Annotated in this window: 14 protein-coding genes; 3 read left to right on the top strand and 11 right to left on the bottom strand. The window is 49.0% G+C overall.

Annotated features, from left to right (window positions below; all coding sequences use genetic code 11):
• The first annotated feature begins 348 nt into the window (after nucleotides 1-348).
• Both RQP52_RS21625 and RQP52_RS21620 read left to right on the top strand, forming a co-directional pair.
• Entirely contained in the window at nucleotides 349-4,506 is a 4,158-nt protein-coding gene (locus RQP52_RS21625; RefSeq protein WP_315953779.1) for a GGDEF domain-containing protein, read from the top strand.
• A 4-nt stretch (nucleotides 4,507-4,510) separates the two neighbouring features.
• A complete protein-coding gene (locus RQP52_RS21620; RefSeq protein WP_315953778.1) occupies nucleotides 4,511-4,705 on the top strand; it encodes a hypothetical protein in 195 nt (64 codons plus the stop codon).
• A gap of 282 nt (nucleotides 4,706-4,987) precedes the next feature.
• Here the strand turns inward: RQP52_RS21620 and groL are convergent, their stop codons facing one another.
• The 9 genes from groL to RQP52_RS21575 all read right to left on the bottom strand — a co-directional run bounded on the left by groL (nucleotide 4,988) and on the right by RQP52_RS21575 (nucleotide 12,448).
• Complete coding sequence (gene groL, locus RQP52_RS21615; protein ID WP_127457281.1) at nucleotides 4,988-6,616, bottom strand: chaperonin GroEL; 1,629 nt, start codon at nucleotides 6,614-6,616, stop codon at nucleotides 4,988-4,990.
• Nucleotides 6,617-6,709: 93 nt separating this feature from the next.
• Entirely contained in the window at nucleotides 6,710-6,991 is a 282-nt protein-coding gene (gene groES, locus RQP52_RS21610) for a co-chaperone GroES (protein WP_028553854.1), read from the bottom strand.
• Between the two features lie 231 nt (nucleotides 6,992-7,222).
• Nucleotides 7,223-7,981 (bottom strand): twin-arginine translocase subunit TatC, encoded by a 759-nt coding sequence (gene tatC / locus RQP52_RS21605; protein ID WP_315953777.1) that lies wholly within the window; start codon nucleotides 7,979-7,981, stop codon nucleotides 7,223-7,225.
• 72 nt (nucleotides 7,982-8,053) lie between these two features.
• Complete coding sequence (locus RQP52_RS21600; protein WP_315953776.1) at nucleotides 8,054-8,533, bottom strand: twin-arginine translocase TatA/TatE family subunit; 480 nt, start codon at nucleotides 8,531-8,533, stop codon at nucleotides 8,054-8,056.
• 277 nt (nucleotides 8,534-8,810) lie between these two features.
• Nucleotides 8,811-9,824, bottom strand: coding sequence for a molybdopterin-binding protein (locus tag RQP52_RS21595; RefSeq protein WP_315953775.1), 1,014 nt, complete (start codon nucleotides 9,822-9,824; stop codon nucleotides 8,811-8,813).
• A complete protein-coding gene (locus RQP52_RS21590) occupies nucleotides 9,821-10,312 on the bottom strand; it encodes a MogA/MoaB family molybdenum cofactor biosynthesis protein (protein WP_029197035.1) in 492 nt (163 codons plus the stop codon). The genes RQP52_RS21595 and RQP52_RS21590 overlap by 4 nt, the downstream gene beginning before the upstream one ends.
• 104 nt (nucleotides 10,313-10,416) lie before the next feature.
• Nucleotides 10,417-10,905 (bottom strand): cyclic pyranopterin monophosphate synthase MoaC, encoded by a 489-nt coding sequence (gene moaC / locus RQP52_RS21585; protein WP_258567637.1) that lies wholly within the window; start codon nucleotides 10,903-10,905, stop codon nucleotides 10,417-10,419.
• 16 nt (nucleotides 10,906-10,921) lie between these two features.
• The gene (locus tag RQP52_RS21580) at nucleotides 10,922-11,551 is read right to left on the bottom strand and encodes a 5-formyltetrahydrofolate cyclo-ligase (RefSeq protein ID WP_315953774.1); all 630 of its coding nucleotides are present in this window, start codon (nucleotides 11,549-11,551) and stop codon (nucleotides 10,922-10,924) included.
• 63 nt (nucleotides 11,552-11,614) lie between these two features.
• A complete protein-coding gene (locus RQP52_RS21575) occupies nucleotides 11,615-12,448 on the bottom strand; it encodes an endonuclease/exonuclease/phosphatase family protein (protein WP_315953773.1) in 834 nt (277 codons plus the stop codon).
• A gap of 145 nt (nucleotides 12,449-12,593) precedes the next feature.
• On the opposite strand from RQP52_RS21575, the gene RQP52_RS21570 reads away from it, so the two are divergent.
• Entirely contained in the window at nucleotides 12,594-14,537 is a 1,944-nt protein-coding gene (locus tag RQP52_RS21570; protein WP_315953772.1) for an ABC-F family ATP-binding cassette domain-containing protein, read from the top strand.
• 27 nt (nucleotides 14,538-14,564) lie between these two features.
• On the opposite strand, the gene RQP52_RS21565 is transcribed toward RQP52_RS21570, so the two are convergent.
• Nucleotides 14,565-16,937 carry a hypothetical protein gene (locus tag RQP52_RS21565; protein ID WP_315953771.1) on the bottom strand — a complete coding sequence of 791 codons (2,373 nt, stop codon included), beginning with the start codon at nucleotides 16,935-16,937 and terminating at the stop codon, nucleotides 14,565-14,567.
• Nucleotides 16,898-17,140: a hypothetical protein gene (locus RQP52_RS21560; RefSeq protein ID WP_315953770.1), complete on the bottom strand. Its 243-nt coding sequence runs from the start codon at nucleotides 17,138-17,140 to the stop codon at nucleotides 16,898-16,900. The genes RQP52_RS21565 and RQP52_RS21560 overlap by 40 nt, the downstream gene beginning before the upstream one ends.
• Between the last annotated feature and the right edge of the window lie 63 nt (nucleotides 17,141-17,203).

The following is a 17,203-nucleotide window of genomic DNA, read 5'->3' as shown; positions in this document are numbered from 1 at the left end:
AACTCCTCTTTAGGTTTGAGATAGTATACGTCCATGCCTAGTCCAAAGAATGTACCAATGCCTAGTTTTTCAATAATTAGGCTCATTTTCTGCAGGCCAAGCAGGTAGATGTCCAATCAGAACGAAAAATGACAGGCTCTCTGCCGTTTTCACCATTTCCTTCTCCCATTTGGCGCTTATTTTTGTTACAATTAAGAAATCAGTCCTATTCGATGGAAACATCCCCATCCCGTGCATACAGGAATCCTATACTTTAGAAGGAGAGGGAGTAAGATGAATACTACAACTTTTAGAAATTTCTCGGAAACTCGACATCTAACTTACTCTCACACCTTTGACTATTCAGAAATGAATTTTAATCATAAGCTATGGTCTTACTTCCCTTATAAACAAATTGAGAGCCGCCTACTCTCCTGGGCGGAAGCAGCTCAAGGAGAATATTTCCGTCAACCCACAAGTTGGAAGCTCACGGGCGGAGATCTGATTGTACAGTTGCCTTCTTTACCGGATGGCTTTGTGCCTTTTTCGCAATTGGAGCATGAGCAGCTAAGCGATGAATCCAAAGCGAAACTTCTTATCCCCCTTTGTAGAGCGCTTTCAATTTTACACAATAAACAGTTTTATATGGGCTTTCTCTCGCAGGACATGCTATTTTTTCACCCAAAAACACTAACCATTCTAGTTGATGTCCAACCATTCCCCTCCGCCATTGAGTTTATCAATCACTTGCTGACGGACTATCCTTACAGATTGTTTCCACGTTATGCGAGAAGGTTTCTTTTATCACGCGTTGCTGATTTTGAATCTATCCATCTGCTGCTGGAGTCGATGTACAACGGCCTTGTACCTGCAGCTTTGCAACCTCTTTCTGAACGGCTTCATACTAAGCCTGAATCCTTTCTATTCGCTGATGAGATTGCTGCAGCCTTGCTTGATTATTTACAGCTTCCAGCAGAGCCGCAACCTGATACAACTATCCAAATCAGCTCAAAATTGCTGCATCCAGCCGCTTCTCCCATCACACTTGACCAGCAGGAGCGTTTTCGTGATTTTTTGAAATCAAATGAGGATCGACTGCTAGGTCTCATCTGCGAAGATGAGGCTATTCGTTTCGATTTGTACGCCCATCACATTAATGAAGTCATTGAAAAGGGATATTATTTCAAAATCGTTTCGCAAGAGCTTCCCTATTCCACCTTGCGTGAAGTGGTTTCCAGAACGCTGCACAGAGCTTACGATATTCTGCCGGAGTCCATTACGATGCTGCGAAACTTGGCGCGGAAATTTGACCAACTGCTCAAAAAACACTATGAAGGCGACGACATCCTTTATCTGCTGACAGAGTGGCTGCATCAATTTTTCATGTCGGTTATTCCGCTATTTCCCATTCAAAACTTTGTGTTCACCTTTGAAAACTGCGAGCACTTTGATGAAGATTCCCAGCTTATTCTTCTGAACTTCTGGAGAGAGCATGGCCATGAGATGAATTGCCTGAACTTCATTTTCAGCGGTAGCCGTGTTCCTGCCCAGTTTACAGAAGTGCCTTTCCAAGTCCTTAACATCCATCTTTCGGACCCTGCCATCTATGAGCAGTTGCTCGCTTCGCAGTTTGGACGTGCAGATGAAACTTTAGTCAACCAGCTAAAAAACTGGCTATACGAATATAGAATAAACGCAAGCCACTGCCGCATTATTTTGGAAGAGCTTGCGCAGTCTCACAGCATTCAGATCACTCGAAACGGTTGGAAACCAACGACCCGATTTCATTTGGATTATGAGCAATTGAATCCTCTCCGCCTTATTGCGAAGCGTATCGCTGTTCTGGATCAGAAGGACTTAGAGCTTATGAGGCTGCTATGCTGTCTGCCTATGCCGGTCCATGCTGCTTCCCTCTTTACCGCAAATCGACTGGATGCAGGCAATATTCTACTTTCGGTGACCAGGCTTGCAGAGCTCGGACTTATGCATGTTAGCCGCAATGACAGTCTTTTTATTTCGAATGATATTATCGGGCTGGTCCTGCAACAGCTACCTGAGGACAAGCTTGCGTCCTATTACCAAACAGCACTGAAATATCTATACAGGTACCGGCCATTCGCATTGCCTCAGTTGATCACGCTGTCATGTCAAGCAGGAGAATACAAGGTCGAATATTATTTGCTTTTAAAATATTACAGACAGATTCGCACCTTGCTCTCTTACAGCCAAAAGGTCGAAATCTTAGAGCGTATCAAATATTTATATGAAAAACTGGAAAGGCCTTACCTTGTTTTCCTGGATCGATTGCTCAGCCGCATGTATCATCTGCTCAACCAGTTCGCGCTATCCGAACAGTTGGCTTTAACCGTCTATGAACGAACAGGAACTATATCCGATCGCTTTGGTTGGTTGTCTATTCGCATCATTCAAAATAATGTGGACGTTTATCAGCTGCGCGAGGAGCTCTTCCCTTTCATTTTCGATGAGAAACAGCCGCTTACGGATCGGGTACGGGCAGCATTTTTGCTCAATACGAGTAATCTTTGCTTTCCGCTGCAGGATGAAGAAATGCATACCTTGCATAAATTCTATACTGAAGTTGTTTATCCACAACGTCATCTGCTTGCCCTGAGGCATTTTGCGGAGATTACGAATTACTATACGATTAATATGTTGATCCATTTTCCAGAAACGGAAGAATGGGCCTTATCGATTGCAGCCAAGCTTGAACCGTTACTGGATTCCTCACCGCATACGGATTTGATGCTGCGTCTTTATGATCTTTATTCGTATCAAAGCAACAATAAGATTATCAATACGTATGTCTATCGCGGAATTGAAGGCGCCAAGCGCTCAGGATACACGATTAAGGAGCAAGTTGGCCATCTGAATGCGATGGAGCTTTCTTTGAATCAAGGCGATATCGCCAGTTATTTGTACCATAAGGAACGTGTTCTGCAGGTCGACAAGCTGCGTCGCAAGGATTTGGCCGAAAATTATTTGACCAATCAACTTTTATTCGCTCTGGAGTGGGAAGAATGGGCGTTATTCCATCAGTTGGAGACAAGCCTCATTGAGCAGCAAATTACCGATTGGGGCCAGTCCCTGCTGGCCGTTTATCAGGGCTACGCCGCCTTTCGTCAGCATCTACCGGTTCACGTTCCCGACTCTCTTGAGAATGAGAATCACTCCGTTTTCCTTGAAGCACTGCATCAAACAGGATTGGGTAACACCTTGAGTGCTTGCCAGCTTTTTGAGCAGTTTATCTCTAAAAACAACGCTGGCCTTTACGCCGGCTGGGCTTATCGGGAAATGATTACGCTTCTGCTCAAACTGCATTCGGAAAGAGTGGACCACTGGTTTGACCAATTTGAAACCTACTTGAAACGATACGCCTATGATGTCTTTTGGCCTGATTATTACAGGCTTTCAGCGGAGAGGTCTATGGCCGAGGGCGACATTCAACCCGCCATGCTGTATTTGCGGCGCGCATTAAACGGCTATCAGATGATTCAAAAGGAAACGTGGCGCCCGTATCTGACAGCCTGCATGGAGCAAGCGATTGCCCCTTCATATGCACCAGCATCTCCGGCTATTTTGCAGGATGATTATGTGCAGAAAATGATGGCCGACCGCGAACAATGGCTGCTTCTTTCATTGGATTTGCAAATTATTATTGAACTGAGCGAGCAAGTAACGGAAACGCTGGATCTGTCCACAACCATGCAGAGACTGACAAAGGCCTTATTCGACTATTTCCCGGTCATTCAACTTTCAATTACGTACAAGCTGCTGCATTATAAGCAAAAGGTTTTCGTCACTGCCTCGGGATTGCGTGATCACGACGAATTGATCGCCTACCAAACGCGAAGCGAAGATCACTGCGTGCTCGTCTTCACCCTGTTTCAGCGTGGCGATCAGGCTATCACCTTGCAAGTTCATGTCGATGGCATGACCAAAACCAAACAGCAGCACATGGAACACTTCCTGTCCTTCATCAAACCGCACATCATTAACGTGCTTCTGCATCGCGAAATGGTCATTGATAACTTGACCGGCTTTTACTTGCGAGGTTATTTCATGGAGAAGCTGCGAGAAGAGTTTGAGCTTGCCAGCCGTTATCAGCTGGATCTCTCCGTGATCATGATCGATGTCGATAATTTCCGGAGAGTCAACGAATTCGGTCATCCGGAAGGGGACCGAGTGCTGCGGGAGATCGCTGATATTTTCCGGTTCAATTTAAGGAAAAGCGACATTGCCGGCCGATATGGCGGCGAGGAGCTTATTCTTATTTTACCGAAAACGGACGGCAAAGAAGCCCTCAAAATTGCCCATCAGCTGCGTGGCGAAATTGAGAAAGAGTTCGCCTACGGGCGTCCGTACACGATCACCGTCAGTGTCGGTGTCTCTTCCTTGGAGCTGTGCCAACCTAGCTCTATCGAGCAGCTTATTGAGCAGGCGGATACCGCTGAGATTACGGCGAAGCGGACGGGGAAGAACAAGGTGATTGCGGCTTGGGAGTTGTGAGCGGGTGGTGAGCTGTGGTGCGGTGATTGTAAGGCAGGGATTGCGGTACCACGCGGGTCGGTGCAGGAAGAAGTGGAGCGGTGTGGGGATTGCAGTGCGAGAGCACAATGCAGGGACTGCGGTACCGCGCGGAACGATGCAGGACGGAGCGGTGCGATGTTGTGCAGCACGGCTTGATACGGTGAGGCTAACGGACTGAGATGCCGCTATTCGCCACTTTTTGGCTCAATTTAGCATTTAACGGACTCAGCTGCCGCTATCGGGCATGTGATGCCCGTTTTCGCTCCAATCATCAGCGAATAACGTCTCTCCTGTCCGTTAACTCCTGAAAAACAGCCCAAAATGCACAAATTGCGGCCACTGTGTCCGTTAAAAAATGATCGACACTGCAAATGAGTGCCGATCATAAAAAAAGAGGCTCCTCAGATTCATCTGAGGAGCCTCTTCGAGCTAGCTTTGATGCAGAAGGGCTTCGCCCTTCTTACATCATGCCGCCCATTCCACCCATGCCGCCCATATCAGGCATGCCTGGTTTGTCTTTTTCTGGTTTATCAGCGATAACCGCTTCAGTTGTCAAGAACATAGCTGCTACGGAAGCTGCGTTTTGAAGTGCGGAACGCGTTACTTTCGCAGGGTCAACGATACCAGCTTCGAACATGTTTACCCATTGTCCGGATGCTGCGTTGTAGCCGATGCCTACTTTTTCGTTTTTCAAGCGCTCAACGATAACGGAGCCTTCTTGACCAGCGTTAGCTGCGATTGTGCGAACTGGTTCTTCCAGGGAGCGCAGGATGATGTTAACACCTGTTTGCTCGTCGCCGGAAGCTACTACTTTCGCTACTGCGTTGTATACGTTCACGAGAGCTGTACCACCACCGGAAACGATACCTTCTTCAACAGCTGCGCGAGTCGCGTTCAGAGCATCTTCAATGCGAAGTTTGCGCTCTTTCAGTTCTGTTTCAGTCGCTGCGCCAACTTTGATTACTGCTACACCGCCGGAAAGCTTAGCCAAACGCTCTTGCAGTTTTTCTTTATCGAAATCGGAAGTTGTTTCTTCCAGTTGGGAACGAATTTGCGTTACGCGTGCTGCGATGTCTTTTGCGTCGCCGGCACCGTCAACGATGATTGTGTTTTCTTTGGTTACGCGGATTTGACGCGCGCTACCCAATTGCTCAGGACGTGTGGATTTCAGATCCAAACCAAGCTCTTCTGTAATCACTTGTCCACCAGTCAAAGCAGCGATATCGCCAAGCATAGCTTTACGACGGTCACCGAAGCCAGGAGCTTTAACAGCTACGCAAGTGAATGTTCCACGAAGTCTGTTCACAACAAGCGTTGCTTGTGCTTCACCTTCAACATCTTCAGCGATGATCAGAAGTTGTTTACCGGATTGAACCACTTTTTCAAGAACAGGCAAGATCTCTTGGATGTTCGAGATTTTTTTGTCCGTGATCAGGATATATGGGTTGTCAAGGACAGCTTCCATTTTATCCGTATCAGTGATCATGTAAGGGGAAGTGTAGCCACGGTCGAATTGCATACCTTCTACAACTTCAAGCTCCGTCAAGAAACCTTTGGATTCTTCAACGGTGATAACGCCATCTTTACCTACTTTTTCCATAGCTTCAGCGATCAGCTCGCCTACTTCTTCGTCAGCAGCAGAGATTGCCGCAACTTGTGCGATGGATTGTTTGCCTTCGATAGGCTTAGCGATGGATTGAAGCTCTTCCACAGCCGCTTTAACAGCTTTCTCGATACCTTTGCGGATAACCATTGGGTTAGCGCCTGCAGTAACGTTTTTCAGACCTTCACGGATCATAGCTTGAGCAAGAACCGTTGCTGTTGTTGTACCGTCACCGGCAACATCGTTTGTTTTGGTAGCAACTTCTTTAACAAGTTGAGCTCCCATGTTTTCGAAAGCATCTTCAAGCTCGATTTCTTTCGCGATCGTTACACCGTCATTCGTGATCAACGGGCTACCGAATTTTTTCTCAAGTACAACGTTACGGCCTTTTGGACCTAGGGTTACTTTTACAGCGTTAGCCAAAGCATCTACCCCGCGAAGCATCGCGCGGCGTGCGTCTTCACTGAACTTAATATCTTTTGCCATGAATAGGAAACCTCCTCTTATTTAAACGATACATAGTAAGTAATAAAACGGAAAACCTAAGTAAAACGTAATGCCGATCTATATCCTGCTAAATTAGGCTAATACAGCGAGAATGTCGCTTTCGCGCAAGATCAACAGTTCGCGGCCTTCGTATTTCACTTCAGTTCCTGCGTATTTGGAGAAAATGATACGGTCGCCTTCGCTTACTTCAAGCGGAACACGAACGCCATCTTTCAACGCGCCTGCGCCTACGGCTACAACTTTACCTTCTTGTGGTTTTTCTTTCGCTGTATCTGGCAGCACGATACCACTTGCTGTAGTCTCCTCTTTCGCAACGGCTTCAATGATAACTCGATCACCTAACGGTCTGATCATGGAAAAATAGCCTCCTTTAGAAAATTGGTAATGGTGTGTTTCAAGGTTATTAGCACTCGAATGTGTTTAGTGCTAACAACAACTCTTATGATACTCATTCTGGGAGTAATTTGCAAGTCCTTTTACACATTTTTCGTACTTTCGAACACCCCCCTCATTCTACCCAAATGAAAAACAAATATTCCCTATCGAAAAGAAAAACAGCCTGCACAAAAGTGACAGACTGTTTTCTTATTTAGGACCGAATTCCCGTTCCCATTCTGCATCTTTCACAAGCTGTTTGCGGTAAATAAAACCTGACATAAATACGCTGAACTCATATAAAACAATAAGCGGCAATGCCACCAGAATAGCCGAAATAGCATCAGGAGGCGTAATGACTGTAGCTAAAATAACGAGCAGCATATAGGCATACCGTCTGAATTTATGCAACCGTTTCGGGTTAAGAAGCCTGATTTTCGTCAAAAACATGACGACTATCGGCATCTCAAACACAAGCGCCAATGGCAGAATGATATTGAACATAAATGTAAAATATTCGGCCGCACCATACATCTCGGTAATATCGAGACTTTTGCTAATGGAAGAAGTAAAGTAAAAAGCCATCGGAAAAACAACCCAATAACCGAACGAAAGACCTGCTAAAAAAAGCACAAATGCATAAGGAATATAAATGATCGAAGCTTTCTGCTCCGTCTCGCGCAGCCCCGGCTTAACAAAGGCCCATATATGATAAAGCGTAACCGGCAAGGTAATAAGGATACCCACGGCTAAGCCAAAATTCATATATAATCGCAAAGCATCCCATGGAGAAAAAACATTCCAGCTAATCGAATCGGCCGGTGGAATATTTTTGAGGTATCGAATGATGGGCTTGGCGGAAATTAAACCGGCCACCATCCCAATGACCAACACAAGCAATATCCACATGATCCGTTTACGCAGCTCACCAAGGTGCTCCACGAGTGACATTTCTTCGTTCGTTGACATATTTCACCAACCTGATCTAGTGAATCGAGCCTGAAAGACTGAACCACTTGTTATGCTAAAAAGAAAAATGGACTAGTCCGGTAAGCGGCGCGGATGACTTGGTTGAACAGCCGCCGGTGTTGCAGGTGCTGCTGGCGTAGATGTGGCACGCGGTGCGTCGGAATCCTCCACCAAGTCAGTCAACTCAGATCCGGGCGCGCTCGAGATAAACGCCACAGCCGCTTTCTCAGCAGGCTGTACGGCTGAAGGCGCCGCCTGGACTGAAGGCAGTGCGACAGCCTTATCTAAGGCTGGAGCGCTTGTCGCGAAAGCGACCGCAGCTGGCGCTTGCTCCTCGGCAGTAGCGCTAGCCTCCGGAGCCGGCTGAACCGCCGCAGGTGCAGGTGGAGCCGCTTTCGGCTCATCGTTCATGAGCTCGTAGGCACCCTTCTTGAAATCCCTGAGCGTACGTCCCAGCACACGGCCAATCTCGGGCAGTTTGTTAGGTCCGAACAACACTAACGCAACGACCGCTATCAATAATAACTCGGTAAAACCGATGTTTTGAAACATGTCTTTCATCTCCATCATGTATTGCTTTACGAACAAAAGTGCTCAGCTGAAAACGACACGACATTTAAACGGAAAATATCCCGTTATTTTGTTCTCAAATACCAGATTAACGCTATTAACTGCAATTTTCTCCAGTTATTTTCGGACAATTATGCGAAAGTAGTCCATATCATATAAATTAACTGTAGCTTTTCCCTCTAACTCGCATTAATCGTGACTAGAGGCTTCAATTAGCAGGAATAATTCCAGTTAATTGACCGTCAACCAGCAAACACATCTAACACTGATAAAACCCGCCATATCCCATCTCCGTAATGTCGCTGCGCACAATCGTCTCGCCCGCGCAAATACGCGGCAGCAGCACATCAAAGGACGTATACGGGTCATGCATGACGCAACCCGGCAAGCCCATGATCGGCACATCGCCCAAATAGGCGATCATCAGCATCGAGCCCGGCAGCATCGGCGTGCCGTAGCTGACCACGCGGGCGCCGGCTTGCTTGATCGCGCCCGGCGTGCGGTCGTCCGGGTCCACGGACATGCCGCCCGTGACCAAAACCAGATCCACGTTCTGCGCAAGCAGCGCGTGGATCTCACCAACAATCGCTTCGCTATCGTCGAGCGCGAAGCGTTGGTCTACCACCTCGGAGCCAAGCTGCGCGACTTTCTCTTTCACCACCGGGCCGAATTTATCCTGGATTCGGCCCTTGAACACCTCGCTGCCCGTCGTCACGACGCCAACGCGCAGCTTACGAAACGGCTTCACCTCAAGCAAGGTGAAGCCCTCCGCACGGCGAGCGGCGGCAATCCGCTCGACCTCCACGACCTTCGCTTCGTCCACAATCAGCGGGATCACCCGCGTGCCGACCAACGAAGCGCCTGCCTCCACGACCACGCCGCTGCGGATGGTCGACATCACAACCTCGTCAATCGCGTTCACGCTGTCGACGAAAGCTTTATCGATTCGGACCAAGCCGCGAATCGGCGATTTCACATTCACTTTGCCCTCATGCGGCTCCGTGAGAATGAGCTCGTCGCCGGCTATCGCTCTCGCCATCCGCTGCGCGGCTTCATCCTCATGCAGATAGCCCGGCTGCAGCTCCATCACGTAAATATGCTCTTTGCCAATGCTGAGCAGTGCAGGAATGTCGGACTCCGTCACTTGGTGGCCTTTGCGGAACAGGCGACCTTTGAACTCGCCCGGCAAAATCTGCGTTAGATCATGGGGCAGGATCATCCCAACGGCATCCTCCACCTTCACTTCGCGCAGCATGGACTCCTGTCTGCTCATCCGTGATCACCTTCTTTGCCTGTCAGAATCCCCAACGCATGCGGCAGTTGATCGATGATCGCCATCAGATTCTCCTGCACGCCTTTGGGACTGCCTGGCAAATTAATAATCAACGTGCGGCCGCGAATACCCGATACCGCTCTGGAAAGCATCGCTTTCCTCGTTTTCTGCATGGAAATCATCCGCATAGCTTCAGCAAAGCCCGGAGCAACCCGGTCAATGACATTCAGCGTTGCTTCCGGCGTCACATCGCGAGGCGCCAGCCCCGTTCCGCCTGTCGTTAAAATCAGATCAGCCTGATAATAGTCCGTCATTTCTATTAATGAAGCCATAATTTCGTCCATCTCGTCCGGTACAACACGGTACTCGATGATCTCACCTTGAATTTCCTCTTCAATGAGCTCGCGGATTACCTGAGCGCTGGTGTCTTCTCGTTCTCCTCGGTAACCGCGGTCACTGGCTGTCAAAATCGCAACTTTCCAGTGCATCCTTCGTCACCTCTCCCTTGTTAACTGAATGAGATAACCCCTACTACGGAATGATCGTCGACTTCATCTATGCGCAAACCCTAGTGGTCTAAGTCGCGTCTCAATCAACTATCTTGTCTGTGAAAATCCCCATTTTTACCGCCCGTTTTCGTGACTAGCATCGTGGAGCTAATAATCATATCTTTCTCTGCGGCTTTGCACATGTCATAGACGGTTAACGCGGCGGCGGATACGGCTGTTAAAGCCTCCATCTCCACGCCTGTCGGTCCCGTCGTCCGAACAGTTGCTTCTATGTAGAGTTCGTTGCTGCCATTATCGGCAAATTGAATATCTATGCCGGATAAAGCAATCGGGTGGCACATAGGAATCCAATCTGACGTTTTTTTCGCGGCCATGATGCCAGCCACCTGTGCGACAGCGAGGACGTCGCCTTTTTTCATTTTACCCTGTTTAATTAAGGAAAGTGTCTCGCTTTTCATAAGCAAAGTCGAACGGGCTGTCGCGGTTCGCTTCGTCTCCGGTTTGTCCGAAATATCAACCATGCGAGCTCGTCCCTGTTCGTTAAAATGGGTTAATGGAGAGGAATCGGGCAAATTACTTACCTCCCTTTTAGGTTTCTGTTTTAAAGACCATTTTGCTTTCGGTGACAATGCCATCTACCCGGAAATCATGCCAGGAGGAGGGCACTGCAGGAATCAACTGCTTATCAAAAGCAGCAGCAACCGCAAAAGGTCTCTTCAGACCTCGCGCAGCAAATAGCTGCATGAATCTGTCATAAAAACCTCCGCCATACCCCAGCCTTCCGAAATCCATGTCAAAGGCAAGCCCTGGCACCAGGATCATCGAAATGGTGGATAAATCTTGCTCGATCGGCACATTGCTATGAGGCTCTCTAATGCCCCAGGCGCCGCTCTCCAGATCGTCGTAGGCGTGTATGATATGCAAATTCATTGTTTTCGTATCTGCTACAACTTTCGGCACCAGCACACGAATTCCCTGCTGCCAACACCATTCCATTAGTGGAGCAACATCCAGCTCCGACCGGAATGGCATATAAGTCATTATCGTAGGGGGAACGGACGCCTCCTGCTGCCCAGCACCAAGAAGTCTATCTGAACAAAGCTTCGTCATTCGCTCATGAATGCGCTGCTGCTTCTCTTCTCGTTCTTCCGCTGTAATGGATGAGCGTAGTTCTTCCATATCCTTACGTAGTTCAATTTTCCGTTCACGAATGTTCATACTGGCTCAGCCCTTCCTAACAAGGAGTGGTTTCCCCCATTTTAACATAAACAAAGAAAAAAACTATACTCGTGCTGCAGAGCCCACTCTAAACCGTGCTATAACAGGTAAATGGTCCGAAAATATCGTCGGAACCGTCCATGCTGAACCGGTATTTTTCACATTCGCGAAAACATAATCGATCCTTTGGCCACCTGCAAAAGTGCTCTGAGAGTTTTTGCTTAATGGGACGTCCAAGAGCGACATCCTGTTCATTTTGACTGGAAATGCATCCTCTTCCATATTAAAATCGCCGGCAACGACAAGCTGTTCTTGTTTATCTGCCAAAAGCTCCGATATACGTGTAAGCTGAAGCCTTCGGTCCTCCCCGGAAAGTCCCAAATGGGTCGTGGCAACATGGACGGGCTCGGAGCCAATCTGTACAGTGGCCATTAGCAGGCTTCTCGTTTCCAAATTTCCAGGAAGAAGCGCCCAACTGCTGTCGACAATCGGATAGCGACTCAAAAGGGCAATGCCATATTGACCTACCTTATAGGTTAGACTAGGACTATAAACCATATGCATGCCGAGCATTTCGGAAAGCTCTCGGGCCTGGTCCACGAATCCGCTGCGCACGCGGTAACGGTCTACTTCTTGAAGAGCGATAATATCGGCATTTCCATGCCGCAGAAGATCGGCAATCCGAATGATATCCACTTTACCATCCATGCCTTCTCCGTGATGCATATTAAAAGACATAACAGTGAAGGAAGCAGGCGTTTCGATACTAGCTGCAGGCATAACGGGAATATTGGATAATAAGCCTTTATCCCAGCTCTGGATTGGCGACGCAAGCACAACAACAAGCAGCGCAAAAAAACCTATATATCTAGCAAGCCGCAAAGACACGTACGCCATCCCTCTATCCCCCTTCAGCCTCTATGCAAAATTAAGCATACGACGTACTCACGCATGGTGTATACTAGTGAATTGATGGGATTATAGGCAGTTTGGTTCACGACTTGCACAGATTCTTTCATTAATAAGCAGGAGGCAGCAGAAGATGTTATTACAGGTTTCTAACATTTCCAAAAGCTACGGGGTACGTTCTGTACTCTCCAATATAACGCTTCAAATCGAGGACAAGGAACGGATTGGTCTAGTTGGTGTGAACGGTGCCGGGAAGTCAACCCTGCTCCAGATTATTGCCGGCGAAATGTCCTATGACAGCGGCGATCTTTTCAAAGCGAAAGAAACGAAAATCGGTTATTTAAAACAAAACAGCGGTTTGCAAACGGACAAGTCCATTTGGAATGAGCTGCTCAGCGTTTTCAGCTCCTTGCTGGAAACAGAGAGAGAGCTGCGCGAGCTGGAAGCCCAGATGGCTGACCCCTCCCTCATTGAGGATGAGAAAAAGTACGAAACGACGATGAATCGTTACGCGGGGCGTTCCGAATATTTTCGTGAGCAAGGCGGATACGAAATCGAGGCCAAAATTCGCGGGATCCTTCACGGGATGGGCTTCGGCCAGTTTTCTCCCGACACCCTTGTTCAAACGCTAAGCGGCGGCCAGAAAACTAGATTGGCATTGGCGAAAATGCTGCTCGAAGAGCCCGATCTGCTCATGCTCGATGAGCCTACGAACCATTTGGATATTCAGACGCTCACTTGGCTGGAAGGATATCTGCGGGGTTATCCGGGTGCGATTCTGGTCGTATCCCATGACCGCTTTTTCCTGGATGCTTTAGCCACGTCCATTTATGAAATTGAACGCCATGCTTCCAAGCGATACACGGGCAACTATTCCCGTTTTATCGAGATCAAAGAAGCCAACTACGAAATTGAAATGAAGCAATTTGAAAAGCAGCAGGAGGAGATTGCTAAGCTGGAGGACTTTGTACAGCGTAACATCGTGCGTGCTTCTACGACCAAAAGAGCGCAAAGCCGCCGCAAGCAGCTCGAGAAAATGGATCGTCTGGATAAGCCTTTGGGCGATTTGAAGCGCGCTTCGTTTTCATTTGAAATCGAGCAGACATCCGGTAAAGAAGTCCTTCAGGTCGATCGTTTGGCGCTTTCCTATGACGGGAAAAACCGTCTGCTCGATGGTGTCTCCTTCCAGCTGCGCCGCTCGGAAACGGCTGCTCTCATCGGCCCCAACGGGGTCGGCAAATCGACGCTGCTCAAGACATTAATCGGTCAGCACAAACAAGACGCCGGCACCTTCAAATGGGGAACAGGCGTCACAATTGGCTATTACGATCAAGAGCAGACAGGCCTAACTCCTTCCAACAGCGTGCTCGAGGAAGTGTGGAACACCTATCCGCATCTGGAGGAAGCCCGGATTCGCACCGTGCTCGGCAATTTCTTGTTCAGCGGAGAAGAAGTCTTCAAGAAAGTCTCTGCCTTAAGCGGCGGCGAAAAAGCCCGTGTAGCTTTGGCCAAGCTTATGCTGCAAAAAGCGAATGTGCTCATCCTCGATGAGCCTACCAACCATTTGGATCTATACAGTAAAGAAGTGCTGGAATCCGCGTTGATGGATTATGAGGGCACCCTCCTTTTCATCTCTCACGACCGCTACTTCCTGAATAAAATGGCCGAGAGCATGCTCGATCTGCAAAAGGACGGGCTCACCACTTACCTTGGCAACTATGACGATTATTTGGAGAAAAAAGCGGAGCTCGCCGAAATGGAAGCGAAGCGAATTGCCAAAGAAGCAGAGAAGAAATCCGCTAGCAGCGTAGGTAAAAATGAACCCGCCGTCAGCGGCGGCGGGTATGAAGCGGACAAGCTGGCTAAACGCGAAGAACGCAGCCGCCAGCGTAAGCTGGAGCAGCTTGAGCTCGACATCGCGCGCTTGGAGGACGAAGTCTCGGCCTTGGAGGCGGAGCTCGCCGATCCGGACGTGTACAACAACTACGTCCTCGTTCAGGAGAAGACGGCTGAGGTGGACAAGCGGAAGAGCGCGCTTGCGGCTTGTTATGAAGAGTGGGAGACTTTGCTCGCTTAATTGTTGCTGGATGACATCCGCTGCACGTTAAGCGTCCGGCTGAGCCGCAAGCTCCCGCAGGCGCAGCAGCAGCAAAGGAACGGCGACGAAAACGATCATCGTCGCGGCAGCAACAATGCCGGAGTCATTCAGCAGCAGCGCTGCGATGGCTCCGATCATATTGGCCGAAAACCCGTACATCCAGTACGGGTTTTTGTGCTGCCACACGCGCAGGCGGCCGCGAGGGCGAAGCACCAACACAGCCATCACGAAAAGGCTCGTGATGAGCACTTTGCTCCAGACGGATGCACGAAGCAAATGCACGTTCATCCGCAGCTTCCGCACGATCAGATGTCCGATCTGATCGAACTGCCCGGTGCGCAGCGCGTGAAACGCGCGCCCGACATGGCTCTCCCGCGCGAACGCCGCGGGAGAATCGGCGCTGTTGAGCAGCCACAGCGCCCCAACCCCCAGCGCGAGCAGCGCTGCCAGCAGGGCCGAAGCCCTGCCTAGGCGCAGCTCGCGCCAGCGTTCGCCGGCGAAGCACTGCGCGCCGGCTACGCCGAAGGCGACCGCGGCGCTCAGGGCGCCGCCCGCGTTCGCGCCAAGTGACGGTGCCGTCAGGCACACCGTCACGAGCAAGAACGCAGCGCATGCGGCGAGCGCCGCCGCGCGCGAAGCTCGCGTGCCGCGAGCGGCATAACGGCGCTGCAAGGCCGCCGTTACGCCGAGAACGAGGGCGCCGATCAGGACGCCCATGTACTCGTTGCCGATGCCGTAGTAACGTGCGCCGATCATCGGATCATAGCCGAGCACGGAATATTTCATCGCGTGCGCCCCTGTACAGGCGTCCAGCACGATGAGTGACGCGGTTCCTACACCTAGCCAAATCATCGTTGTTATTTCGCTGTATGCTGACAGAATCATGGCCAGTAACAAACTCCCCACGATAAAGCTAATAACAAGGACGACGATTGCTCCATCGATCCCGAGTTGCGTTACAGCTGGCACAGCGATCCATCCCAGTAACAACATAACGGCAGGCGCAGTCAAAAGTGACAGCAGCACCGTCCGCAGAACGTCATGAGCAGGAACGGCCTCTTTTCTTCCTCCCCTTTTTATCCACACAATATAGATCAAACTGATCAAGAGGACAATCATCTCAAAAGTCGCAAAAGGATACAGCAGCGAGGGTCTGCTGCGATAAACCATCTGCATGCTGCTTTGATCCTTCACAAGCTGATCTAGTGCATGGCTCACGCCAGTGGAAGCCAAAGGGATCCCCATTAACCCAATAGGAACCGGGATTTTGAACTCGCTCAGCAGCGTACTTGTGAAATCCTGTGAAGTAACAACCCCCTGCCTACGGGTAGATTCCGAAATAAACATCCCTGCTACACCGTCTGTTGTGTATTGAAGAATTGGAGATAAGTACAGTTTACTTTTGGCTGCTTCCGCATTAACCTCTGGCGAGAACAACCATAGGCTGTCTATGCCAGGCTGCATCGCCTCCATCAATTGCCCCAACCATTGGTCCATGTCACGCAGCACCCATTTTTTGAGCTCATTAAACCGATCCTGATCGTAATGCGTTTTCTCATTATACAATCTGTACAAATCACCTAATTCAATTAGCGTAATGCTTGGCTGCTGCCTATTTTTCCACAACGAAAACAGATGTGCATAATTGGTACTCACACCGCTTGCTCTATCCACAGAAGCTATCGCCGCATCCTCACTAAGTGTCCCCTTATCCACAATTCCATTAGAATCCATAAGCATAAGAGGAGCAAAACGACGTAATTGCTTTTGTCCCAGGTGCAACCCTCTTCCCAAATCACTGCTTCCTAGTACAGAACGTTGAACACCATACGATTTCAGCAAATCTCCCAATGCGCCTACGCCAAAGGCTTGCTCCTTGTTAAGCCGCTTGAGCGTGGCCAGCTCAGGAACGATCAGGGAGTCTTCCTTTAGAAGACTGGCTTGATTACCTTCCAATTGACCTGTATACCGGTTCATAAGGTCTGATACACGAACACCATGTCTGGACTCTTTCGCTTCAAAAGCGAGCGCCTCCACATGGCCTGCAGCGGGTTCACCTGCTCCCAAAGAGGTATACACATCCCGCATTGAGCGATTTGCCGTGCGAATATTCATAGCGCCTACTGAGCCTAACTCTGTCATTTTCTTAAAATAAGGCAAGTCCGACAGCTGGTCGGGTTGAAGCTCCTGAAAAGAAAGGCCCGGTATCGAAACCACGGTCACTTGTTTAGCTCTTTCTGCTCTGTCGGCCCTTTCATTTCGGTCAGCACTATTGTGGATGGTTGTGTCTTCACGAGCCTCTACCGTCCCCAAAATTGTGGACAACTGCAAAACAAAACCTAAGATACCCACAATTCGGACCATTTTTCTAAATTCCATGGAGATTCTCCTGCTGTTTTAGCATTTAGCATTTTCATCCATAGGCGAAAGTATCCACTGCTTGATTGTTCCGAAAATTTAAAATGAGGCTCAAAACGTCTATTTTCTGCATACACAGCGTTATCCACAAAAAAAAGAAGGGCGAAATCCGCCCCTCCTAAAGGTTTTCTACTGTTTTCCACAATCTTATCCACATTATCCACAAAAACTTGTTAAAAAGTTATTCGACAAATTCCGCCTTTATCATCCTTGATCTATGGGGAAAT

This window comes from Paenibacillus violae, assembly GCF_032461945.1.
GTDB lineage: Bacteria > Bacillota > Bacilli > Paenibacillales > NBRC-103111 > Paenibacillus_E > Paenibacillus_E violae.
This window is presented reverse-complemented; position numbering and strand designations above follow the sequence as displayed.